The organism is Pararobbsia alpina, from assembly GCF_902859895.1.
In the GTDB taxonomy this organism is placed as follows: domain Bacteria; phylum Pseudomonadota; class Gammaproteobacteria; order Burkholderiales; family Burkholderiaceae; genus Pararobbsia; species Pararobbsia alpina.
Window position 1 is genome coordinate 1 of the sequence record NZ_CADIKM010000031.1, and the last position, 21,395, is coordinate 21,395.

Sequence of the window (21,395 nt, forward strand, 5' to 3'; positions counted from 1 at the left end):
TGCAGCCAGTCGTGTCGATGAACTGCTGCCACATCGCTGGCAGTCGTCGAACTCAAACTGATCGGCAGGATCTCGCACCGCATCGTCAAGATGGGTTTGCCGCGCGCTTACGATCGTGCTAGATATTAGCTCGATCGTGCTAATACCTAGCACATGACCCATCTCGGCGACGCCCTCTTCTCTGCTGACCTCATTGACACTGTATCTGGCCTCAAGAGGCTACTGCCACCCAGTTGATTGTTGCCTTGGGGCATTGCTGTACACATCGAATGTTCACCGTGGCAGCGCTTCTTCATGGCGCCTTCGGAAGGTGCCATGCCTATCCAGGATACCGAGCGAGCGGGACATCGAGTTGCTTAGACTTATCCGCGGGAAATACTGGGGTGCCAGCGCAGCACTCCGCTCCTCGTGTGCCTTAAGCCACCGACGCAGCAGGTTCGCGTTCATCCGGTAATGAAGTGCCACTGCAGCAATCGAGACGCCGAGCTGCATGCACGCCTGGACGGCTTGCGCCTTAAATTCCGCGCTATGCCGACGACGGCGTGAAACTCGAACTTTGACATCCTCTTCCATGCTGTACACGTGTCCACTTAAGTTTGAAGTGGACACGATCGTCGCTGGTTCGATGCGCTTCGTTCAAGATGGGATTGCCGTGCGCTTACCCTTGAGCACCAGCCGGAGCCTGTGCGGTTTGTGGGCGGCAAGAACGCGGGTGAGTACAAGACAGTCAATAAGAAAGTAGACGACCTCACAAAGCCCAAGTCCGCGATGCGCGACTACTACTATGAGTTCCCGGGCCACACGGAACCAAAGGAGGAGTGGGCCAGCAGCACCGAGGGGCTGTACTCAGTAGCGGAGGAAGTCATCACGCTGCTGGGTGTGCGCGATATCCCGTTCCTCAAGACGCTGGCAAGCGTCGCGAAGCTCTCCAAAGACCTTGGCACGTACTACATAACGCTCGATGAAAAAACGGGCGAGTACAAGGGCATGCTTACGCTGGTCGGTATCGACAGCATCATTCACCACAGCGTCAACCACACGAGCACGGTTACAGCCCGTTTCTCGTCGTCTAATCCGAACCTCCAGAACGTTCCCAAAGGATCGATGGATGAGGTTACGGGAGAGCTGCTGTCGGGCAGTCAGGTTAAGACGGTATTTATCTCGCGCTTTGGTGCAGACGGCCAAATTGTGCAGTCCGACTTTACCGCGCTCGAAGTCTACGTACAGGCGATCCTTACCGGGTGCACTCAGCTTATCGAGGACTTGAAAGCGGGCTTGGACATGCACTGTGTCCGCGTGTCGCAGAAAGAGGGCTGCACCTACGAGGAGGCTGTACTTAAATGCAAGGGCGACAAGGTCCGAGGCATTGCGCCGATTCAGGAATGGGTGAAGAAGCGGCAGGGCGCGAAGGAATTTAGTTTCCAGCGTGCTTACGGTGCGGGCGCGCAGAAGATTGCGGACTCCACGGGAATGGATATCGAGGACGTTAAGGCACTGATCCGCGCGGAGGAGATTCGCTACCCGGAACTCGGCGCGTACAACAAAGCGAAAGAGGATCGCATTAAGCGTAGTCGGCGGCCTACGAACAACATCCAGCCGCACCCGGAAGTACGCGGACTCATGTGTCAGCTTGGCAAGGGCTACAGCGTCACGCCTGATAACAAGGTGTACAGCTACCGCGAGTCTCCTGCCCCCGGCTGGCTGGTTCGGCAAGGAGGCATGGCGCAGAGCTTTAGCCCTACCGAAATCGCGAACTACGAGGTGCAGGGCGCGGGTGGGGAGTGGGCCAAGGCCGCTATGTGGCTCGCCGTCCGAGCTTTCTACGCTCGCAAGAACTTTGGCGGCCTCGCGCTGCTGGTCAATCAAGTGCATGACGCCCTTTACAAGGACGCCCACAAATCCGTGCTGGTGGAGTCGAGCGCGCTGCTGCATGCGTGCATGGTGGGTGCGTCCGATTTCATGGAATGGTATTTCGGCTGGACAGTCCCCGTACCCGTACCGAGTGTCACGGTGCACGGCAATAGCATGATGGACGAACAAAACTTTACTGACGAATTTACTGATCTTGCGGAGAAGTTCCGCATTGAACTGAGACAGCAATACATGGGCGGCTATACGCCCTCGTTTTCAATTCACTAAAAGGATCACGAGCACTTGGCATACGACCTCAAAGCACGCATTGCAGAAGCGAAGAAAACCGGCCCGAACATGAACGAGGCACAGGCAGGGGGAGATTACACACCCCCGGCTGCTGGCCTTGCTCGTGCTCGTCTCGTTGGCTATTTCGAGCTTGGCACGCATGAGGAGGAGTACGAGGGTAAGAAGCGAGACCGCGAAAAGGTTGATCTTATCTTCGAACTGAGCGGCCCGAATCATGAGCCGCGCAAGCTGGACGATGGGACTCTCATGCCCGTTCGAATCACAGTGCAAGAGACGTTGAGCTTTAACGAAAAGGCAAACTTCTTTAAGTTGTTTGCAGCGATGAACTACGCGGGTAAAGCTACGCACATGGCGGAGCTTCTGGGAGAGGCGTTCATCGTGGAGGTGTTCCACAAAAAGAGCCTGGACGGTAAGAAGGTCTACGCGAACCTCAAAGGCCCGAACGGTTACAACGTCAAGGGTACGACCGTCCAAGACCCGCTTACCGGGAAGCCTGTCCTTATCGAAGTCGCACCCGCGATTACGGAACTGAAGGCGTTCGTGTGGGACATTGCGGATAAGGAAATGTGGGACAGCATCCATATCTCCGGCGAGTACGCGGAACGGAAAGAAGGTGACAAGGTTGTGTCTCCCGCGCGTTCCAAGAACGTCATTCAGGAACGCATCATGAAGGCGAAGAACTGGACCCAGCACCCGCTTTACGCGTCCCTCGCTGCTGGTGGTGCTACTGCAGATATCCCGGACGCAGAGACGCCGGAGCGCAGTGCCTCGGCGCAGGGTGAGGCCGCAGCGGACCCGCTCGCAGCTCTCGGCTGATGTCGCCTAGCGTTGATTCTGCCCGGGAAACCGGGCGGACCACGGCGAGGGCTTTCGCGTGAATGAGGCCCTGCGCGCAAAGATAGCCCAGGCGGCGGCCGACAAACCGCAATTTGGGCCGGGGACTTTCCCGCCCATCGAGCCGGGGCTAGCGCTTCACTTCGATGCGGACTACGCAGCCTATTACTGCGCAGGGAACGACGATACCGAGCCGGGGCGAGCACGTCTCAATGCAATGGACCGCATTGAGCTTACCCGGCTGCACTGTGGTGCCGAGTCCGTGGTGTCTCACCTATCGGCCGCTGCGTGCACCAAGGCTAACCGCTTCCTCATTGCAACAGTCAAGCCCTATCAGGGCCAGCGGACCGGACGCAAACCGCGCAATTGGGCGTATCTGCGAGAGGTGCTGGAGCACTACGAGGGTCCGAAGTTTCGGCCGAAAGTCTGGGTAACGCGGGAAGCTGACGATGGAATGGCCTACTGTGCCGACATCGCACGAGTAGCTATCTCCACGCGGGACAAGGATATGCGGATGCTGCCCGGTCTGCATATCAATTGGATGAGCTTCGAGCTTACCGAGGTGCCGCGTGGAGCGTATGACGTGATCGGCACGGACGGGCTGCAATACGGGCTTAAGTGGTTCTACTTGCAGATGCTTCAGGGCGATACGGCCGACAACATCCCGGGCCTGCCTCTGCTGTTCGGGAAGCAATGCGGGGATGCAACAGCCCTCAAGTACCTCGCGGGGACGACAGGCCGGGATGACGCATACGACCGCGTACAGACCGCGTATGCCGCTCACTACGGTACGGCATGGCCTGATGCCCTTGTCGAACAAGCGGCCCTTCTATGGCTGCGTACGGATGCCCAGGCCAGCATTGCAAATGCCGCGCAACCATTCCCCGATTGCCCACACATCAAGCGTGCTCTGGAGCGTCTGGAGACACGCGTAACCACGGAGATTAATGCCCTTTCAAAAATTGCCCAAGTCTGAGCTAGCTGAGTACCGCAAGCAACAGATTGCACGGCAGGGTGGCCGGTGTCCCATCTCAGGATGGATTCTGACTGACGACACAGCAGCAGCCGACCACTGCCACAAGACGGGTATGCACCGAGGGACCTTGCCCGGATGGATCAATGCATGCCTGGGCCGGATCGAAAACGCGGCCCGTAGTGTAGGCCGTGACAACCATATCCCTACGTTCCTCCGCAAGTGCGCCGACTACATCGAATGGTACGAACTTAACCCAAGCTTCCTGTTCCACCACACGTACAAAACCCCCGAAGAAAAGAAAGAGGCAGCGAAGAAACGCGCAGCTAAACGCCGCAAAGAAAAGAAGGCCGCGCAATGAAGAAGCCCCGAATCCTTTTTCTCGATATCGAGACTTCGCCCGTTCTGGGTTACGTGTGGTCGCTGTGGAAGCAGAACGTAGGGCTTAACCAAATTAAGGAGGAGTGGTGCATCCTCTCTTACTGCGCTAAGTGGATGGGTGATCCCAGGGTTATCTATCACGACAACAGCCGACAGCGGAACAAGGAGGACGATACCCGCATCATCAAGCGGCTTTGGCGTATGCTGGACCAAGCCGACATCGTAGTAGCTCATAACGGTAAGTCGTTCGATGTGCGCAAGATTCAAGCGCGGTTCCTGCTCCTGGGTATGCCGCCTCCCGCCCCGTTCAAGATCGTAGATACGCTGCTGGAGACTCGCAAGCATTTCGCCATGACATCGGCAAAGCTGGAATTTCTGACGGACAAGCTGTGTGTGATCCACAAGAAGAAGAAGCATGCGAAGTTTCCCGGCTTTGAACTGTGGCGTGAGTGCTTAAAGGGCAACCCGGAAGCCTGGGCGGAAATGAAGGAATACAACGTCGAGGACGTTCTCTCGCTTGAGGAACTGTACTTGATCCTTCTGCCGTGGATGCAGGGACATCCGAATGTCGGGAACTACGACAAGAAAGCCGGTGACGGTCCGAAGTGTCCCCACTGCGGTAGCGGCAACGTCCAGCGCAAGGGACTCCGCTTTACCCAAGTCGGTCAATACCCACGCTACCACTGCCAAGCATGCGGCGCGTGGAGTCGCGGGCGGCTCACCGTCAATTCCAAAGCTCACAAGGCGAACCTACTGGTTAGTTAATGAAAATCATTGTTTGTGGAAGCAGAGACTACGCCCAGCAGGGATACCTAGAATCCTGGCTAGACCGTTTTCATAGCGTGACGCCCGTTAGTCTGCTGATCTATGGGGGCGCTACGGGTGCGGACAGGCTTGCCGCGACATGGGCAACTAAAAACGATATCCCGACAGCCCTATACCCCGCTCAATGGAAGTCCTACGGGCTTGCGGCAGGGCCAATTCGGAACGCTCAAATGCTGCTAGAGCGACCGGACCGGGTTATAGCATTTCCTGGAGGTAAAGGTACCGCAAACATGATTAAACAGGCTAAGCGCGCGGGCTTTCAGGTAATCAAAGTCTAGTGAGAAAGCTCCTGATCCACGCGGCGGAGGAAGCGGCCGAATTTACGCAAGCTGCAATGAAGAAAGCCCGGGGTGATTGGGGCTTAAAGAATCTCACTGATGAGGCCGCCGATTTGGCGGCCTTGCTTTTGGTGCTGCGGGAAAACGAACTGATAGACGCGGAGCGCTTCGAAAAGCGACTCGCATTGAAACATTCCAAGATGAGGAAAAAGTATGGCCGCAAAGCAGACCGCAGTTAAGAAGGTGGCAGTGTCACGTAAGACCGTCCCGGGCGGATTGAAGTTCGACGGCGGTAAGCCGCGCTTTTCATTGCTGCGATTCGGATGTGCTCGCGCAATGGCAGGTATCGCTAAGGTCCTCACGTTCGGCGCACTGAAGTACGAGGCGCATAGCTGGCGGGCAGTCGAGGAGGGCATAGACCGCTATTGGTCCGCGATGGAACGCCATATGAACGAGATGGCTATTCATGGTCTTGACTCGCGAGATGCGGAATCGGGCCTGTTACATATCGACCATGTGAACTGCAACGGTTTGTTCCTTGCGGAGTTGATCCGCAATCAGGCGGGTATCGAGGAGTGAGCGCAGCGGACACTATCCGCGTGGGCGCATATCGAGCGTTCTACAACTTGATTGCGTGCGCTCTTGAAACGCATAACCCGGAGCGTGCTGGACAGCGCGTTTTCGAGGCCAGGGACTACCTGCCGCAAGCGGATGTGAATAGGCTCGTGACGGAGCTTGAGGCCGACTATTACGAGTTCACCTAGCGTAACCTATGAGGACTAATGCAGACAATCTCTGACTACACACAGGCACGAGGCAAGGCGAACGCGGTAGAGCTGTCAGGGATTCCGGAGGTGCGGCCGTTTGCTCGTCGCCACGTGGAGAACCTGCAGGCCAACGGCGGTAGCTCGCTGGTTCTCAGGCAGCTTTGCCGGGAGGCAGAGTCTAGTCGCCGTGTGTCGTCCGAGGAGGCACTAGCGCAGTACGCGGACTCGTTGAACGTAGGCATGCTGCAGGCAGGGCTTGATGCGTTCCGCGAGGCCCTGGCAACGGGTAAGAAAACCAAGGCTAAAGTTTCCAAGCTCGCACACTACGGGGGCAGTAGCAACCCGATTAACGCGCTGTCGGTGGACGACCAAGCAGGGGCAACGTGGGACGCCGTAGTAAGCATGCTGGGCCGCATGGCGGACTCGGATAGGCCCCTGAGTGTGCAGACCCTCGCGGGGGCGCTTGGGGGCCGCCTGCGCAATCTGACGGGCGGTGCAAAGGAGTACGGTGAGCTTGGCTACGAGCGTGGAGCACTGGTCCTGCTGGATCACTTCATAGCGTCTACTGGGTGGCTGGAGGAGCGCACAGGCGAGAACCGCATGATGAGCCGGGTACAGAAGCCGAACACCTACGTGCTCACGGACAAGTTCTCTGATGAGGTACTAGGCGGCGGCCTCGCGGTGGATTTTTCGGAGCGTCGCCCTATGCTAGTCCCGCCTGTTCCTTGGACGCCCACCGGGGCGCACGGTGGGTACCTGCACGCGGCTATTCAAGCTATCCGAGGTACACCCCGCCCGATTGAATCGCAGCCTGTTGTAGACGCTCTCAACGCGCTGCAGGTCACCGCCTTTCGTGTGAATCGCAGAGTGCTCGACATCGCGGAAACGTTCAAGACAAACGCCGAGGATTTAAAGGGTGGAATGGTGCTGGGGCGGTATGTCGAAGCTCGCCACGATGCCACGGAAACAAAGCAGCGTGCAAAGACGATCCGCAGCGCTCTTACCATCTCGGCAATGCGAGAGCTACAGGGCGCGGAGGAGTTCTACTTTCCGTGGAATCTCGATTGGCGAGGCCGGATGTACCCGGCTACTACGATCATTAGCCCGCAGGGTGCGGACCTATGCAAAGGGTGTTTGGAGTTCGCGGACGGGACGCCGCTAGGACCGGAGGGGAGTAAGTGGCTTGCTATCCACCTATGCAATTTGGCGGGAGCGGATAAGGAAGTGATTGCCGGGGCCTATAGGACGAAAACCCCGGATGAACGCGTCGCGTGGACGATGAGGCACAGCGAGGAGATTCTAGCCATTGCTGCGGACCCAATGAATAACCGGGCGTGGCATCTCGTAGGCGGCCTGGGGCTCGAAAAGCTGAAGGGCGGGCGGTGCGTGCCGGTGGCCGTGGATAAGCCGTGGCAGTTCCTCGCTGCTTGCTTCGAGTGGGCCGCATTCACGGAGCAGGGCAGCGGTTTTAAATCCCGCCTAGCAGGAGCACTAGACGGGAGTTGTAGCGGGGTACAGATGCTTGCAGGTATGACGCGGGACGAATCGGCGGGGCGTATGGTGAATCTGGTTCCGGCTCCGCGCGGGGATGACTACTACGCCCGCATGGCGGAGGCCCTGTCCAAACGACTATATAACCTCGTGGACTCCGCCGACCCTCAGCAGCTTGAGCATTTGCGTTTCTGGTCCGAGCAGACGATAGATCGCGATCTACTTAAAGCACCGAGCATGACAAAGGTATACAGCGCGGGTACATATACGTTTGGCGAGCAAGTGCGGGATAAGACCGGAGCACCGGAGGCGGAGTCCCTATGGCTTGCCGCGCAAATCAACGCGTGCTTCGAGGACGTTGCTCCCGCGATGCTGCGGGCTATGGCCTACCTGCAGGATGTGGCGGACGTGATGACGGGGGCGGGCTTACCGTTGTATTGGAAAACTCCTGCGGGACTCGGCGTAGAGCAGGTGAGAATGAGTTCCCGTAGCGTGTCGATTGAGACGCAGATAGCAGGGCCAGAAAGCCGGAAGCAGCGGCGGTTTTCGGTGGCCGGTAATACGTTGAGTAAGAAGGACCAGCGCGCAGGCGTGGCCCCCAATTTCGTCCACGGCGTAGACGCTGCGCACATGGTCCGGACGGTGAATGACCTGTATTCCAGAGGGGTGCGTAACTTCTGGATGATTCACGACAGCTTTGGTGCACCATTCGCCCGGTGCCAGGAAGTATTCGACAGTACCCGGCAGCAGTTTATTAAGTTAATGTTCCCGGACCTACTCCGCAAATGGACTGAGGACGTAACCGAAATGCTGCCGGAGGATTCGAGAAGGAATCTGCCCGATCTTCCGGAATACGGAGGGCTTGACCTTGATACCGTCCGTGCTTCAGCGTATGCGTGGTTCTAACCGGCGATACCTACCGCTTGTTCGCAGGCGCGTATATCTGCAAGCCACGCATTTCGCCTTGCATGTTTTGAATTACTCCTGTGACGCCTTGAAGTTCGGACGAGTTTCGTTCAGTCTTTTCGGATAGTTCACTTAGCTTGTTATTTCCATCTTTAACGTCAGATTTAATATCGCCTATATCTCGCCCCATATTGTTAAAGAACACGATTGCCGAAATCAGAGCGACGCCTATCGTAACTACTGCGCTGATGACGCCAAGGTGTTCTACCAAAAAACTCGATTGTTGCGGCGGTGGACCACTTGCCACTTTAGGCGGAAATGGAACGTAATTGCCTCCTGCCGGGGCGCCCGAACTTGTGCTCAACCCGATCCCGGGACCCTCGGACGGCAGAGTGCCCGATGTGCCCATGTCGCCTCTTAGGCGCGGGGCAGATGGCGCGGTCGGTATTGGTGGCCCTTTTCTTGTCATTTCTTAATCCCGAGCGCAGTAATTTCGCTGTCAAACTTGGTTAGTTCTTTCTTAAATTGGAATAAATGCTTTTGCGCTTCCTCAAATACTCTATCATTTAGGGTAGGTGAATAGTAGCGTTGAAAATCAATGTTTGCGTTAATTTTTCCCTCAGCCGGGCTCGCCGCATCGACTGCGCTATCGTAAAATTGATAGATGGTATTTGTGAATGCCCCCTTTAATATATCGAGAGGAGCGTTACTAGGCGGCGAACGGTGTTCATATTGTAGTACGAAGTGTGCGGTGTTTTCTCTGGCAGGAATCTTCGATAATAGGCTTAGTAGTTCGAGATTGTTGTTTTTTGCCGCTTCAAACCGAAGTTCAGCTAACATTCCTATTCTGCGAATATTGCGCAGATTAAGTACCTTTTGAATTACATTCCAGACTTTTCTGAATTCGCCGAACGTCTTATCAAGATCGACGTGACCGTTGTTCTTGTATGTGTCTTTCGTGAAGACTACGTTGTCGCGGTCAATGTACAAAACATTGCCTTCCTCCTGGTTCGCCATGCTGATTACGCTAGGCGGGGAGGGGTCCAGGATGCCTGCGTAAAACGTATCGGGTATGGTCGAACCTCTGGCATCCAACAAGGCATCGATTAGCGTTCCCCGGAGCGAGTCGGTGCGGAATGCCTTGTTTTCAGGGCGGAAGCCAAGGCTTAGTTTCTTGACGGCGATCACGTGTTACCTTTTTTGGAAGTTTGGGAAAATCTTACTCCCTCTTGCTAGGAGCGGCAACGAGTACTAGCGCGCAGCGGCATCGCCCAGGCACACCAATCGTTCCGCTGCCCTTCGCTTTGTAAGGCCAGCAAGGGCCACCGCTTCCCCCTCTACCTCGGCCTTATCCCATCTCGAAAGCTCATTGCACGCGCCAGCATGGTCTCCAGCATTGAGCTTCCTTACCAGAGTGCTAGACGCGAAGTTACCCGAGCCTTCGTTAAATACGAAGTCGGTGTAAGCCAGTTTCTCGCCCGGACTGAGTGGGACTTTGACGATTCTTGTTACGGCCATTTCGGCCTTACTAATATCTTTGCCTAGCAAATAACTACACATATCTTCTGTGTACGTATCCCCAGCCCGCAGCGGCTTTCCATCTGGACCCGTAGAATCATGCCCCACACATACAGCGTGGCGGCCTACCGGGTCTACATATACCTTGTTTGAAAACCCTTCGAATTGAGCAGTGAATAGCGCGATAGCCACAGCAGTGGCTCCGGCGACGCGGGCCACAACAGCCCGGTTAATAGTTGGCATTAACCTCCGTGAAATATTTTGGCACACTAGACGCGCGTGATACGATTACTCGTCCCTTACAGGAGGTTCAATGCATAAGCACGTCCCAGCCATCCTAGCGGTGTTTATCCTGGCGACATCCGCTCAAGCGCAAACCGGCGCCTCTATGCCCAGCGCAGCAGAGGTAGAAGCGGGCGCTACCATTCCGTGTCCCGCTGGTGTTGCTCAATATTGCGAGCGGCGAGCGTACGAGAACAAGCGCGCAGCTATCCAAGTCGAGACAGCCAGGAAACAGCTAGCGCTCGCTCAAGAGTTCTACGAAAATCATCCAGACGCGGAGCACGCTGCCCGCTTAGAGGAGGCTAAGGCCCGTCTAGGAGTCGCAGTCCAGCAACAAGGTTCTTGACGCGAAGAGCGGCCGTATGGGCGCCATTAGGGCAGGAGCGGCGCGGTAGGCGGCTTAACGCCATGTATGACGTATCTATCTACTGCCTCTACCAAAGGGCGCAGCGGGTAGAACTCGCCCCCGTAGTTGCTGGAATCGTCCCCTTCGCTATGCCCCTGTAGGGCGTCCGCTAGCTCTTTAGTTATCCCACAGTCCCGGCACACATCCTTGAACGTGTGGCGGAAACTGTGAAACACCATTTTTGGACTTGTAGGGTTGCACTCCGCGCGCATCATACTAATCCACCATTGCGACCAAAGAGCGGACTCTACCCCATGCTTGTCTTTTATTAGCTGGTCGAATACCCGGGATTTACCACTTTGCCCGTTCGCGTAATCTACAAATCCGAGTTTTAATAGTTCTGTATGGATTGGTACGCGGCGGCGGCTAAAGACGTTCTTTACAGCCTGCCCGTGGTCCTCGCTGTTTGTTATAAGAATAACCCAGCACGATTTCGGCTTTCCGTTGGAGTCCGTGTACGTATCTTGATACACGTCATCTGGTCGAAGCTGGCACAACTCCTCCACACGAGCCCCTGTGTACAACCCCAGCAGGGGCAACCAGTACGCAGCCTCCCCGCGCCCGCGAGCGGGCCGATACCCTTCTGTGTACACGCGGTTAGCAAAAATGCGGTTTAACGTCGCCAAGTCAAACGGCGGCCGAGCATTCTTTGCATGCTGCCTCTTTCCCTCCCGCTTTACTCCCGTAGCCGGATTTACACTTATCCACGCCTGACCTATGGCAAACGTGAATAAGGTTCGCAAATTGTTCAACGATTGATCGATGGACGTGGGCCCCACTCCGTCCTCAAGGAGCTTGTCTTTTAACTGGACAATGTGCGCCTTGGTGATTCGAGGTACAGGTATCAGACCAACCAAAGTAGTGAACCTATCGACCGCTCTATGGAATGCCAGTGCGGCGCGAGACTCCGGGGTGCGGGCCAGCTCCCACAACTTCACAAGGCGGTCTAGTGACCTGTCGGTGCGGGCAGGGGTGGGCGGCGGCAGCATGTCCGCAGGAACGCTAGGAGCCGGTGCAGGGACCACTTCCGCGAGGCCAACGGGTACAAAACCGGGTGTGCCCTTAATGACATCCAAGATGATTTCGCGCAGCTCGTCCCTGCGTTCCTTTACTGCTTCCTCGGTGGCGTCCTCCGCCGCCCGCTCCTCGTCGTGCTGCAGCATCGCAAGAGGCAAGGGTGGCATTTCCCGCGTGCCGTCAATCATGGCGGGAATGTACGCAGATTGCTTCGCTAGGTTCTCAGCCTCGATTTCAGCCCGCAGGCGGTCGAATACTTGATCCAAAGCCGCACCCACTCTACGGGCCTCCTTGGCGGCCTCCTTGGGGTTCGCGGTGCCTAGCGCTTGGACGTGCTCCGTTTTCTGATACTTCTCTATCAGGTCAGCAGGAACCCTGCGCCGGTAGTAGTACCGCGACCCTCGACGGATGACGTGTTCGCTCATTTCGCTGTCTGAATTTTTGCTCTGTGGTACAGCGGTGTGGTACAGAGGTTGACCGGGGAGCTTTGTAAGGCGCGGGACCAATTGTACATTGGGTTCGGAGGAGGTGGTACATTTTCAGGAGCTCAATCTGGAGCCTTGAATGGATTTCGAGGTACGGACTGAGTCGAAAAAGCGCAACAAAGTATGATTTTCTTTGCGATTAATACTTTATTGCCTTGATCGGATTTGAGCAGCAAAGTATTATTTAGCCATAAATTCATACTTTGCTGCGCATGAAAAGTCTTCTCGATATCGCTTCGGCGCTGCGCGCTCGCGCCAAGCGCATCAGCATCACCCAGGACGAATTGGGTGGGGCGGCGGGGATTTCACGTCGAACCCTTACGCATGCGCTCAGTGGGACCCACGACATCAAACTCACGACATTGATGGCGGTCGCTGACCGGCTGGGCCTCGAACTCGCACTGGTTCCAAAAGGTGCCGCCCAAGCCATGCCCGCTCCAGACGAGTTCGGTGTTTCACCGCCCGTCGTGAAGACGCGCGTCCAACAGATGCTGGAGCGGGGCAAAGGGCCGAAGGGAACGGACTCGTCGTCCGGGCGCTGATGAACGTCAAGGCACTCGGCATTTTTCTCGGAACGCTGCGCGTGGGCGTGCTGTTTCAGTACGTAATGGCCGACGCAGTCGTGGCAAATCGATTTGTCGCGGATGAAGCTTTCGCCGCCATGAATTACGCGCCGACGGTTTCACTCTCGATGCTGGCCGAAAATGCAGGCGAGCAGCGGGCACTCTGGGCCAATTTTCGCGCATCGATCTTCAACGGCCAGAGTTCGACGCAGAATGGATGGCTCCTACCGGCTTTTTTTCAGAATCTGCTGCCCGAAGGTGTCTTTCGCGACCACGTCGCGGCACTGCGCCAGTGCGATCCGAAGGATCATTTCGAGATGATCGCCGCTTGCGGGAAAGACCTGCCCGGGAACGTCTATGCGTGGCCACTTGATCTCAGTCGCGACGAACTCGCGAAGTACGTCACGCAAAACGCCGAAGCGCTGGAAATGACGGTGACGGCCGAGCCCATGGAGGATGGCGTGTCGCTATCGGGTGTGCAGCCGAAACTGGCGGTCATCAAAGCGGGAGACCGCTATGTCGGACGCACGAAGTGGGACGACACTCATATCATCGCGAAGCTTCCCGTGGTTGGACAACCCCGGCTTCCTGAGCTCGAGGAATTGTCCCTGCGTCTGGCAGGGGCGGTGGGTGTCTCCGTAGTCGAGGCGTATCTCGAACCGTTGGAGAAACTCGCTGTCGAGCATGGTTACGACCTTGGCGAGGCGGATGCCGAAACCCGCTTTCTGGCTGTGGTCCGTTACGACCGAACACCAGAAGGTCGCGTACATTGCGAGGACTTTGCCCAAGTGCTCGCGGTCCCGCCCGAGCAAAAGTATCTTGGTGCGAGCTATTTGGATATAGCGCTTGCGATGATGGCCTTTCCCTCTTTAGGGGAGCCGGCCGTGCATGAACTGCTTCGACGCCTTGTGGTCAACGAGATGCTTGGCAACCCGGATTGCCACCTGAAGAACATCGGCGTTTACTACCCCGATGGCGCGACTCCCGAATTGCCGCCGGCCTACGATATCGTGGGCTATGCGGCGTATAACAGGCGGGTAGGGCACGGGATGCATATCCTTCCGCCGGCCGAAATGAAGAAGCCTCGTATGTCGGTGGCGGCAGCGCAACAATCCAACGCAGCAAAGCCCGGTCTGTCGCCGGCGGTCATTCGTGAATTTTGTGCGCGGCTCGGAATCCCGGAAAAACCGGCGGCAACCGTCATCAGGCAGTGCGTGGCAGCCGCATACGAGACATGGCCGGTCATGATAGCCACTTCGTTATTGACCGACAGTCAGAAGCAGAAGCTGCTCACGCATTTTGAAGCGCACTCGATGATTGCGTCGCTCGCCAAGCGAAGACATCCCTAGCGGTCAGTCTTCCATTCGGCCGAACTTTCCGGAATTGAAGTCGGCGATCGCTTGGTGGATTTCCTGCTGAGTGTTCATCACGAACGGTCCGTACTGCACGACCGGCTCGTTGATCGGCTCGCCGTTCAGTAGCAACAGATGAGCATCCGCCGACGCTTCGACGACGATCCGCTCGCCGTCATTCTCGAACAGCACGAAGTCGAGCGACTGCGCGGCAGTCTTGCCGTTGACCATGACCTTGCCGTCGAGCACCATCAGGCCCGTGTTCTGTTGGGCCGGAAATGCGAATTCGATTCGGCCACCCGCATTCAGGTGAATATCGAACATATTGAGCGGCGTGAACGTACGTGCCGCGCCTTTGACGCCTGCGTATTCGCCGGCGATCACGCGGACATGGCCCGCGTTGTCAGGCAGCGTGACGCGGCCGATATCCGCATCGACGATACCCTGATAGCCCGGCGCCGTCATCTTGTCCGAGCGAGGCAGGTTGACCCAGATCTGGGCCATATGCATCGGACCGCCGGTCCGCGCATATTCGGCTTCGTGGTACTCCTTGTGCAGGATCCCGGAGCCGGCCGTCATCCACTGGACATCGCCCGGGCCGATCACGCCTGCATTGCCCGCGCTGTCGTGATGGGCAACGCTGCCTTGCCATGCCAGGGTAACCGTCTCGAAGCCGCGATGCGGATGCGAGCCGACCCCGCGATCCGTCTGGGTGGTCGGCGCGTGAGTGTACGGCGCGTGATAGTCGAACAGGAAGAAGGGGCTGATCCGATGCGCGAAATTGTTGCCCGAAGGAAAATAGTTCGACACCCGAAAGCCGTCGCCGACCCAGTGGAAGTCCGCGCCGCGGAATACCCCGGTGACCTTGCGTTCGGTGAGTGATTCGAGTTGTGCGGTGCTCATGTTGATTGTTCCTTGCCGTTGAGGGGCCGATATGCGGGGCCGCTATGATGGGCCGATGGCCAATCTCGCGCGCCGACATCAAGGGCCGATAGCTGGGACAGTCCCGGCTCGATACCCATAAGGTAGAGCCGGTATCCACAATCGACAAGGGTATCTCAATGAGATGATTTGTTGCGCTGGCAGGACAATCGGGTTGCCGGTCATCCCTGATTCAGTCTTTTGTCCTGCCTTTCGTCCGCTGTCGTGGCCATGACAAAGAGCAGATGGACGAAGTGGCCGCAGCCAGGGTCGGCTCAGGTGAGAAAACGGCAGGAACGGAATCAGGCCGCGGCGATTTCCACGACGACCGGTGCATGGTCGGACGGTTGCTCCCATTTGCGGGGCGCCTTGTCGATATCGCAACGGATACAACGATCGGCGAGCGGCGTGGACAGCAGCCAGTGATCGATGCGCAGACCAGCGTTGCGACGGAAGGCCATCATCCGGTAGTCCCACCATGAGAACAGCTTGTCGGGCTGCTCGAACTTGCGGAACGCATCGACGAGGCCAAGTGCGACGAGCCGCTGGAACTCGGCGCGCTCTTCGGGAGAAACGAGGTTTTGTCCAACCCATGCGGCGGGATCATGGACGTCGCGATCTTCGGGGGCGATATTGAAGTCGCCGCCGAGGGCGAGGTTCGGGAACGCTTGCAGCTCGGATGCGAGCCAGCCGTGCAACGCGGCGAGCCAGTTCAGCTTGTAGATGAATTTTTCGCTGCCTACGGCCTGTCCGTTGGGGAAATAGGCGCTGATCACGCGGATCCCCTCGACGGTGGCTGTGATCACGCGTTTCTGTTCGTCCTCGAGACCGGGGATATTGCGCACGACGTGGTCCTGATCAAACGCGAGCCCGTCGCGAATCAGCAGGGCGACACCGTTATAGGTCTTCTGGCCAGCGAACAGTGCGTGATAGCCGGCTTCGCGCAGGGCATCGATGGGGAACTTGTCGTCGGTCAGCTTGAGTTCCTGAAGACCCAGAACGTCGACCGGCTGGAGCTTGAGCCATTCGAGGACATGGGGGAGGCGGACCTTCAGGGAATTGATGTTCCAGGTGGCTAATTTCATGGATTTTATGGGGCCTCAACTGTAGAGGTGGGTGATGCGAGAGCGATTGCAGCGAGCCGGCCCGTGCCAGTGGTGGCATACGTGCGCGGCATGAGTTCGAAGTTTCCCGCACCGCCGGTCGAATTGCAGACCTTGCTTGTCAGTCACGGATAAGCAAGTCCACGCGAACATTCAGGGCTTTGGATATCGCGGACAGTACCTTGGCTGTGCCGTCACGCTTACCGCCTTCAATCTGACTCAGATAGGGTTTGCTGATACATGCGGCATCGCTTAATGCGTCTTGTGTAAGGCCGCGATACTCGCGCCAGGCGCGGATCGGATGAACCCCGGCCAGTTCTGCATCCAGGACTGCTGCTGGCACGCGGGCACCGTCGTCAGCGGCCTTGGCTTGATGGAAAAGTGCTTCGTCTTCCATGTCCTCAAGAAGCGGTGCGACCCGCCTCCAGATTTCAATGGGAACAACGGCAAACTCGGCTTCGCCGTCGCGTTCGATAAATTGGATACCAGTCATTGGTAGGCCCCTCCGCGAGGCTTGACGGCAAGCGCGACGATCACCAGTTTGCCATCGTCGATTTCGTATAGAACACGCCAGTCACCCACGCACAGACGATAGCCTTCGAGGCCGGTGAGCTTCTTGACATTAGGTGCGCCGTAAGGATCGATCCGAAGTGTATCGATCTTCGCCCGAATCGTCGCCGCGACGTTCCGATGCATTCTTTTGAGCGCTTGAGCAGCTTGCTTGGTGAATTCGATCGAATACATAGGTATGTTAGCATATTGCTAACACGGTAGCGGGATGATTTTTGTGCCTGACCGGAAGCCTTTTCGCTGACGAGGTTGATGACTTAGCGCGATGGATCGCGTGCCTGTGTCCTGAGGATGCTGAAATCGATGCCGGTGTCTTGTCCGCAATCGCGCCGGACAATCGATTGGGCGAGTTCGTCCGCGTCGTACACGAATACGTGTTTGCCGCATTCGATCGTCAGGCGGCTGTCGTGGCTCGGCATGATCTCGAGCGCGGCACCGCCGGCCTGCGCGACGGCTTGGGCGAGATGGGTTGCCTGACTGGCCACGAGGGCGGGCAGGCGGACACGTATGCGCTGCGCCTGCCATGCCGAGGTCGATGCGAAGACGGCTTCGACTACGTGAGCGACGACAAGTGGATTGAGCAAGGCGCTCGACAAACGTGCCTGCACTTCGTCGCGCAACCGAAGGACCGCTTCCGTGCAGATTGCATCATGCTGATGAAGCCATTCGCCCAGCATGCCCAGCGATTCGCCGAAACCTTCGCGAAAACCCTCTGCGCATGCAAGGCGACGGACCGCTTCAGCTTCGCTGTTCGCCGTGTCGACAATTTGCCGCGCGCGCTTGCGAGCCGCGTCGATCAGCTTCACCCCGACCGCTGCGTTGCGCACCGATGCACGCTCGACGAGTACGCCCTCGACGACGGGCAGTGGCAATTCAGTACGGATGCGCCTGAGCATAGCGACTCGCGGTGGAAATCAGCATGGGATAGGGAGCCGATGCGTTAGGCATCGCCATATCGCGCGATATTCCTTCGACATCGTGAAAGATGAGTGCGAGGCGTTGTCGCAACGCATAAGGCAAACGGATCGCGATCGAACCGATTACCCCAAACCCTTGCGCATGCAATACAGCGTCATCGGCACGGCGTCCGTGCAGCGGTTTAGCGCTTGCATGAGGTGCAACAATCGGCAGCAACGCGAACCGGCGCGCGACCGGATCGAGATGGAGCAGGCCCCCTTCTGTGGCCAAGGTGTCGCGAAGGCAGCGACAGCCGATCAGGAAGGCGATGCGCCGCAGTGACGACCAGTGTTCGATCCACCAGCTCCGTTCGGCATCGAGCGTGAAGTCGATCCGGCAAGCCAGACGGTGGTGCTCGATCAGTTTCCGGTTTTGCCATGCGGCCGAACCTGTCGTCGGGCACGCTTCGCGCGCACTCGGCGCTGCATAGAAAAGCGGGTCGTACATCACACGCAGCAACTGTGCCGAGAGCAGGCCATGCTCGGACGAGATCATCTCCATACCGTCGTGTGGCTAGGTAGGCTCGCTCGCCTCGCTCGGACCCGTCCCGGCCCGTGCCCGGCGAGCGGACCACCAGACACGCAGCGATGACCTCCGGCTACTGATCCAGTGTGCGATCACGGCAATTCCGCCGAGCAGCGCGGCGCCACCGAGCGACATCTCGAGAACGGGGGGAGCCGATACATCGACATGCTCGACACGTGTGGGGGTCGCGAATTGACGCGGCGCACTTGCGAACATGGTGATGGAAATATCGTCATAGTGCGCATGCGCCACTGCATTCTTCAGGAATCGCTTGAGCTTGGCGATCAGTGCCGGTTCGTCGGCACCGGCTTCATGGACGACGAGTGCGGCAATATGAATCGACGGCGTACGCCTGCCTGCCGGCTCGTCGAGCGCATAGCTCAAGTGAACCGAAGCGCGCTCGACGAGATCGATCGACTGAATGGTCTGCTCGAGACGCTGTTCGATCATCGACAGCAAGCGCGCACGCTCGGCCGTTGGAGACGCGACCATCGCATCGCCGGGGAAGGCCTGCGCGATTTCCACTCGCGGACGTGGCGGCAGGCCCAGCGCACTGAGGGTATCCACGGCGGCGACAAAATCGTCCGGCGGCACGACGATTGAATAGCCGCTCTTGCCATGTTGCTCCTTGCGCGCGGCAATGTTGCGCTGCTGAAGTGCGGCCAGCGTCTCGTTGGCTTGCTGCTGGTCGAGCTTGTCGAGCAGCAGGTCGTCGCGACATGCTGCGCACAGCAGGCACAGTACAAACGCCGATAGCCGGGAAAATAGTCGTGTCACGATTTGATCAGCGTTTCGATCGCGCCGACGGCTTTACGGGCGAGTGCACTCTGCAGCGAGACCGCGATGCTGAAGTCGCCGAGGAGATTCTGCAGATTGATCATTTCGTCTTCCCCTTCATCGAATAGCTCGGGCACCGGCATGACGGCCTGGATGGCGGCCATTTGCGCTCTCGTGCTGGCGCCGGCGCGCTGGATGGCGCCCACCAGCAGATCGTCGAGCGATTGAGGCATGCGGCTGCTGTCGGTATGGTGATCGGCGGCCGGCCGGAGGTCGCTGGTGCGACCGGCCGCCAGCATGCCGGGCGCGGTGTTGGTGAGGTAGGTCGGCGCGACTGCAGTGTTGAGGGCAATGGACATCATGAGCTTCCCTGTGACCGTGGCAGTGACTGAGGCCCGCTCAGACAAAGTTGCGGATTGTGTTCATGTCGGTGTCCTTGAGTACCTTGATCGTGTTCGACTGGGCGTTGCGATACAACGTTGCCGTGGAAATGTTCGCCTGATACTGCGCCAGCGTGACCGGGTTAGTCGGGTCAGCGGCCAGCGCGGCCAGCGACTTTTCGAGCTCGTCCTGGAGCTTGACCATACCGCTCGTAAAAGTGTTGGAAACCCTGTGCATGTGAATGGCTTCGGGCTGGACGAGCTGATTCGCGTACGGGTTGATGGCCATGGACTTTCCTGTTGTCAGAACGATTGAACAAAGGGGGAAATAGCGCGACGTTGCGACATCGCGGTTTACGGGAGCGCTACCGGTTTTCCCTGCACCGGCGCAACATGAACGCATGTCGGGGCAAGGATGCGAACGGGTAAACGTTCACAAGACCGGCTTGACGAAGTGCACGCTGTCGCCTCCAGCCGAAACATAGTTACTGCTGCCGTATCGATACGACTTGCCCGGCGGGACATCATCGCCGGCCTGGAATTTGAAGCGGATCTGGCGCGTCCCCCAGTCATGGGCGAAGCTCCGTGCAAACAGATCCAGTGCGCTGAGCTCGGCGTCGTCGAGTGCGCGCGTGATCTGATAAGTCGTTCCCGAACCTTGCCGCACCGAGCGGTAGGGGATCTGCATTGCATCGAGCCCGGCGCGCGCCTTGTCGTCGATGAACGCGAGCGGACATCGCTCGATCTTCAGATCGTCTGCATAGGGTATCGCGGCGAGCATGGCCTGACGCAGGGTATCGGTCCAGCGGCTGTTTTCCGGATGATCGTCACCATTGAGCAGGAGCGTCGGTCGCGCGGGCGGATCGAAGCGCAGCTTGAAAAACTGTACTGAGCGCTGTTTCAAAACCGATTCCAGTCGCTCGATCTCCTGAGCTTCCACCCGCACCCGAACCTGATCGTCGCCGCCGGCCTTGTGGAGCGCCTGCAGAGCCCATGCCGCGTCGCGCGGCGTGGCCACCAGCACGTAGACCCTGTTATCTCTCCCGTGGCGGACCACGGGTGGATTCGGCGAGCCGCGCAACTGTTCGGTGAGAGTGCTCGTCAGGATGTTTGTCCGCGCCGGGCCGACGAGCGAAGAAGCGTGCAGGCCGGCCGCGGCAAACCCTGCGAGCGCGCTGATTGTCGCGACGATCCGCCATTTTTGACGCGATGCCTTTGGCGAGCGTCTTCCAGGCCTCGCGGCGTGCGAGGCTGGATTTTCCGGGAATGGAAGGTGCCGAGCGTCAGGATCGGTGTCGGTGGAAGCACTGCCGGCAGCGGCACCCTGGGTACCCCGCGGGACGCCTGGGGTGCTGTCCTGCCGCGCCGCGCTGCTTTTGCTCGCGGGTTCACTCTGCAGTGACACCGAATGGGCAGGGCCATCGTCGCCGGCGGCATCGGTAAGCGTATCGGGCCAGGGTTGGTCCCCGCGCCGGAATGCGAGCCTGATGCCATCGGATTCGAACACATGACCGGCACCCAATTCTTGCGAACGAAGACCAGCAGGACCGAATACATCGATTCGACTGCGCTCGGCGAACTCGATCGCGAAATTTGGAATGATCGTCTGCCATTCACTACTTGAAGGCGAACCGTCGTTGGGCACGGCGAAACCGCCAGGCACCCAGAAGGTCTGATCGACATCTTTCAGCACTGACTCGCCAAGCGCTTGGGTATCGTCGCCTGCGTTCGCCGTAACGAAGAAATAACGACCGGCATCAAGCGGCAGTTCCAGCCCGCAAAGCGGGCCAAACAATATTCTCAGCACGTAGGTGTCGCGGGCATCCGCCGGGACCAATCGATTTGCCATGCGATTCGCCATGCAAAGAATATCGGTGAAGTATATGTTTCGAGCCGCCGCTATGTGTCCGGGGAGGACACAGCT

Annotated in this window: 26 protein-coding genes; 11 read left to right on the forward strand and 15 right to left on the reverse strand. The window is 58.0% G+C overall.

The features are described 5' to 3' along the window. Positions 1 to 273: 273 nt before the first annotated feature. Positions 274 to 573: a helix-turn-helix domain-containing protein gene (locus HV670_RS22180; RefSeq protein WP_175107130.1), complete on the reverse strand. Its 300-nt coding sequence runs from the start codon at positions 571 to 573 to the stop codon at positions 274 to 276. A 120-nt stretch (positions 574 to 693) separates the two neighbouring features. Between HV670_RS22180 and HV670_RS22185 the strand changes: the two genes are divergently transcribed. The 9 genes from HV670_RS22185 to HV670_RS22225 all read left to right on the forward strand — a co-directional run bounded on the left by HV670_RS22185 (position 694) and on the right by HV670_RS22225 (position 8,615). Then, entirely contained in the window at positions 694 to 2,139 is a 1,446-nt protein-coding gene (locus HV670_RS22185; protein ID WP_246257817.1) for a DNA polymerase, read from the forward strand. Positions 2,140 to 2,154: 15 nt separating this feature from the next. Continuing rightward, positions 2,155 to 2,976: a hypothetical protein gene (locus HV670_RS22190; RefSeq protein WP_175107133.1), complete on the forward strand. Its 822-nt coding sequence runs from the start codon at positions 2,155 to 2,157 to the stop codon at positions 2,974 to 2,976. 58 nt (positions 2,977 to 3,034) lie between these two features. Next, positions 3,035 to 3,970, forward strand: a complete 936-nt coding sequence (locus HV670_RS22195; RefSeq protein WP_246257820.1) for a phosphodiesterase — start codon at positions 3,035 to 3,037, stop codon at positions 3,968 to 3,970. After that, complete coding sequence (locus HV670_RS22200) at positions 3,942 to 4,328, forward strand: endonuclease domain-containing protein (protein ID WP_175107134.1); 387 nt, start codon at positions 3,942 to 3,944, stop codon at positions 4,326 to 4,328. Before HV670_RS22195 ends, HV670_RS22200 begins: the two co-directional genes overlap by 29 nt. Then, the gene (locus HV670_RS22205) at positions 4,325 to 5,113 is read left to right on the forward strand and encodes a ribonuclease H-like domain-containing protein (protein WP_175107136.1); all 789 of its coding nucleotides are present in this window, start codon (positions 4,325 to 4,327) and stop codon (positions 5,111 to 5,113) included. The genes HV670_RS22200 and HV670_RS22205 overlap by 4 nt, the downstream gene beginning before the upstream one ends. Continuing rightward, positions 5,113 to 5,451 carry a DUF2493 domain-containing protein gene (locus tag HV670_RS32295; protein WP_175107138.1) on the forward strand — a complete coding sequence of 113 codons (339 nt, stop codon included), beginning with the start codon at positions 5,113 to 5,115 and terminating at the stop codon, positions 5,449 to 5,451. Before HV670_RS22205 ends, HV670_RS32295 begins: the two co-directional genes overlap by 1 nt. Next, on the forward strand, positions 5,451 to 5,690 hold the full coding sequence (locus HV670_RS22215) for a pyrophosphohydrolase domain-containing protein (protein WP_246257822.1): 240 nt from the start codon (positions 5,451 to 5,453) through the stop codon (positions 5,688 to 5,690). Before HV670_RS32295 ends, HV670_RS22215 begins: the two co-directional genes overlap by 1 nt. Next, the gene (locus HV670_RS22220) at positions 5,665 to 6,030 is read left to right on the forward strand and encodes a dATP/dGTP diphosphohydrolase domain-containing protein (protein ID WP_175107140.1); all 366 of its coding nucleotides are present in this window, start codon (positions 5,665 to 5,667) and stop codon (positions 6,028 to 6,030) included. The genes HV670_RS22215 and HV670_RS22220 overlap by 26 nt, the downstream gene beginning before the upstream one ends. Before the next feature lie 203 nt (positions 6,031 to 6,233). Then, on the forward strand, positions 6,234 to 8,615 hold the full coding sequence (locus HV670_RS22225) for a DNA-directed RNA polymerase (protein ID WP_175107143.1): 2,382 nt from the start codon (positions 6,234 to 6,236) through the stop codon (positions 8,613 to 8,615). A gap of 10 nt (positions 8,616 to 8,625) precedes the next feature. On the opposite strand, the gene HV670_RS22230 is transcribed toward HV670_RS22225, so the two are convergent. The 4 genes from HV670_RS22230 to HV670_RS22245 form a co-directional block, all read right to left on the reverse strand. Continuing rightward, positions 8,626 to 8,979, reverse strand: a complete 354-nt coding sequence (locus HV670_RS22230) for a hypothetical protein (protein WP_175107145.1) — start codon at positions 8,977 to 8,979, stop codon at positions 8,626 to 8,628. 101 nt (positions 8,980 to 9,080) lie between these two features. Then, entirely contained in the window at positions 9,081 to 9,803 is a 723-nt protein-coding gene (locus tag HV670_RS22235; protein ID WP_175107147.1) for a hypothetical protein, read from the reverse strand. 63 nt (positions 9,804 to 9,866) lie between these two features. Beyond that, complete coding sequence (locus HV670_RS31895) at positions 9,867 to 10,376, reverse strand: lysozyme (protein ID WP_175107148.1); 510 nt, start codon at positions 10,374 to 10,376, stop codon at positions 9,867 to 9,869. 411 nt (positions 10,377 to 10,787) lie between these two features. Further along, a complete protein-coding gene (locus HV670_RS22245; protein ID WP_175107149.1) occupies positions 10,788 to 12,263 on the reverse strand; it encodes a tyrosine-type recombinase/integrase in 1,476 nt (491 codons plus the stop codon). Between the two features lie 272 nt (positions 12,264 to 12,535). Between HV670_RS22245 and HV670_RS22250 the strand changes: the two genes are divergently transcribed. Together HV670_RS22250 and HV670_RS22255 are read left to right on the forward strand one after the other, a co-directional pair. Beyond that, the gene (locus tag HV670_RS22250; protein ID WP_175107150.1) at positions 12,536 to 12,865 is read left to right on the forward strand and encodes a helix-turn-helix domain-containing protein; all 330 of its coding nucleotides are present in this window, start codon (positions 12,536 to 12,538) and stop codon (positions 12,863 to 12,865) included. Continuing rightward, entirely contained in the window at positions 12,865 to 14,235 is a 1,371-nt protein-coding gene (locus HV670_RS22255; protein ID WP_175107151.1) for a type II toxin-antitoxin system HipA family toxin, read from the forward strand. Before HV670_RS22250 ends, HV670_RS22255 begins: the two co-directional genes overlap by 1 nt. A 3-nt stretch (positions 14,236 to 14,238) precedes the next feature. Here the strand turns inward: HV670_RS22255 and HV670_RS22260 are convergent, their stop codons facing one another. The 10 genes from HV670_RS22260 to HV670_RS22305 all read right to left on the reverse strand — a co-directional run bounded on the left by HV670_RS22260 (position 14,239) and on the right by HV670_RS22305 (position 21,320). Beyond that, on the reverse strand, positions 14,239 to 15,141 hold the full coding sequence (locus tag HV670_RS22260; RefSeq protein WP_175107152.1) for a pirin family protein: 903 nt from the start codon (positions 15,139 to 15,141) through the stop codon (positions 14,239 to 14,241). A 320-nt stretch (positions 15,142 to 15,461) separates the two neighbouring features. Beyond that, the gene (gene xth, locus HV670_RS22265) at positions 15,462 to 16,244 is read right to left on the reverse strand and encodes an exodeoxyribonuclease III (protein WP_175107153.1); all 783 of its coding nucleotides are present in this window, start codon (positions 16,242 to 16,244) and stop codon (positions 15,462 to 15,464) included. Between the two features lie 139 nt (positions 16,245 to 16,383). Beyond that, positions 16,384 to 16,755: a helix-turn-helix domain-containing protein gene (locus HV670_RS22270; RefSeq protein WP_175107154.1), complete on the reverse strand. Its 372-nt coding sequence runs from the start codon at positions 16,753 to 16,755 to the stop codon at positions 16,384 to 16,386. Further along, positions 16,752 to 16,958, reverse strand: a complete 207-nt coding sequence (locus tag HV670_RS22275; protein WP_246257824.1) for a type II toxin-antitoxin system RelE family toxin — start codon at positions 16,956 to 16,958, stop codon at positions 16,752 to 16,754. The genes HV670_RS22270 and HV670_RS22275 overlap by 4 nt, the downstream gene beginning before the upstream one ends. 131 nt (positions 16,959 to 17,089) lie before the next feature. Continuing rightward, complete coding sequence (locus HV670_RS22280; RefSeq protein ID WP_175107158.1) at positions 17,090 to 17,728, reverse strand: hypothetical protein; 639 nt, start codon at positions 17,726 to 17,728, stop codon at positions 17,090 to 17,092. Continuing rightward, complete coding sequence (locus tag HV670_RS22285; protein ID WP_175107160.1) at positions 17,706 to 18,284, reverse strand: hypothetical protein; 579 nt, start codon at positions 18,282 to 18,284, stop codon at positions 17,706 to 17,708. The genes HV670_RS22280 and HV670_RS22285 overlap by 23 nt, the downstream gene beginning before the upstream one ends. Before the next feature lie 18 nt (positions 18,285 to 18,302). Continuing rightward, positions 18,303 to 19,091 carry a type III secretion system inner membrane ring lipoprotein SctJ gene (sctJ, locus tag HV670_RS22290; RefSeq protein ID WP_175107161.1) on the reverse strand — a complete coding sequence of 263 codons (789 nt, stop codon included), beginning with the start codon at positions 19,089 to 19,091 and terminating at the stop codon, positions 18,303 to 18,305. After that, entirely contained in the window at positions 19,088 to 19,450 is a 363-nt protein-coding gene (sctI, locus tag HV670_RS22295) for a type III secretion system inner rod subunit SctI (RefSeq protein ID WP_175107163.1), read from the reverse strand. The genes sctJ and sctI overlap by 4 nt, the downstream gene beginning before the upstream one ends. A 40-nt stretch (positions 19,451 to 19,490) precedes the next feature. Next, the gene (locus tag HV670_RS22300) at positions 19,491 to 19,760 is read right to left on the reverse strand and encodes an EscF/YscF/HrpA family type III secretion system needle major subunit (RefSeq protein ID WP_217478492.1); all 270 of its coding nucleotides are present in this window, start codon (positions 19,758 to 19,760) and stop codon (positions 19,491 to 19,493) included. 144 nt (positions 19,761 to 19,904) lie between these two features. Next, positions 19,905 to 21,320: a PrgH/EprH family type III secretion apparatus protein gene (locus HV670_RS22305; RefSeq protein WP_175107166.1), complete on the reverse strand. Its 1,416-nt coding sequence runs from the start codon at positions 21,318 to 21,320 to the stop codon at positions 19,905 to 19,907. Positions 21,321 to 21,395: the final 75 nt, after the last annotated feature.

Bases quoted from the DNA above. Each gene is read 5' to 3' on its own strand.
- HV670_RS22245 (WP_175107149.1), bottom strand. From the start codon at position 12,263: ATGAGCGAACACGTCATCCGTCGAGGGTCGCGGTACTACTACCGGCGC.
- HV670_RS22205 (WP_175107136.1), top strand. From the start codon at position 4,325: ATGAAGAAGCCCCGAATCCTTTTTCTCGATATCGAGACTTCGCCCGTT.
- HV670_RS22220 (WP_175107140.1), top strand. From the start codon at position 5,665: ATGGCCGCAAAGCAGACCGCAGTTAAGAAGGTGGCAGTGTCACGTAAG.
- HV670_RS22275 (WP_246257824.1), bottom strand. From the start codon at position 16,958: ATGCATCGGAACGTCGCGGCGACGATTCGGGCGAAGATCGATACACTT.
- HV670_RS22305 (WP_175107166.1), bottom strand. From the start codon at position 21,320: ATGGCAAATCGATTGGTCCCGGCGGATGCCCGCGACACCTACGTGCTG.
- HV670_RS22280 (WP_175107158.1), bottom strand. From the start codon at position 17,728: ATGCTCAGGCGCATCCGTACTGAATTGCCACTGCCCGTCGTCGAGGGC.
- HV670_RS22255 (WP_175107151.1), top strand. From the start codon at position 12,865: ATGAACGTCAAGGCACTCGGCATTTTTCTCGGAACGCTGCGCGTGGGC.
- HV670_RS22300 (WP_217478492.1), bottom strand. From the start codon at position 19,760: ATGGCCATCAACCCGTACGCGAATCAGCTCGTCCAGCCCGAAGCCATT.
- xth (WP_175107153.1), bottom strand. From the start codon at position 16,244: ATGAAATTAGCCACCTGGAACATCAATTCCCTGAAGGTCCGCCTCCCC.
- HV670_RS22260 (WP_175107152.1), bottom strand. From the start codon at position 15,141: ATGAGCACCGCACAACTCGAATCACTCACCGAACGCAAGGTCACCGGG.
- HV670_RS31895 (WP_175107148.1), bottom strand. From the start codon at position 10,376: ATGCCAACTATTAACCGGGCTGTTGTGGCCCGCGTCGCCGGAGCCACT.
- HV670_RS22250 (WP_175107150.1), top strand. From the start codon at position 12,536: ATGAAAAGTCTTCTCGATATCGCTTCGGCGCTGCGCGCTCGCGCCAAG.
- HV670_RS32295 (WP_175107138.1), top strand. From the start codon at position 5,113: ATGAAAATCATTGTTTGTGGAAGCAGAGACTACGCCCAGCAGGGATAC.
- HV670_RS22225 (WP_175107143.1), top strand. From the start codon at position 6,234: ATGCAGACAATCTCTGACTACACACAGGCACGAGGCAAGGCGAACGCG.
- HV670_RS22180 (WP_175107130.1), bottom strand. From the start codon at position 573: ATGGAAGAGGATGTCAAAGTTCGAGTTTCACGCCGTCGTCGGCATAGC.
- HV670_RS22285 (WP_175107160.1), bottom strand. From the start codon at position 18,284: ATGATCTCGTCCGAGCATGGCCTGCTCTCGGCACAGTTGCTGCGTGTG.
- HV670_RS22270 (WP_175107154.1), bottom strand. From the start codon at position 16,755: ATGACTGGTATCCAATTTATCGAACGCGACGGCGAAGCCGAGTTTGCC.
- HV670_RS22200 (WP_175107134.1), top strand. From the start codon at position 3,942: ATGCCCTTTCAAAAATTGCCCAAGTCTGAGCTAGCTGAGTACCGCAAG.
- sctI (WP_175107163.1), bottom strand. From the start codon at position 19,450: ATGTCCATTGCCCTCAACACTGCAGTCGCGCCGACCTACCTCACCAAC.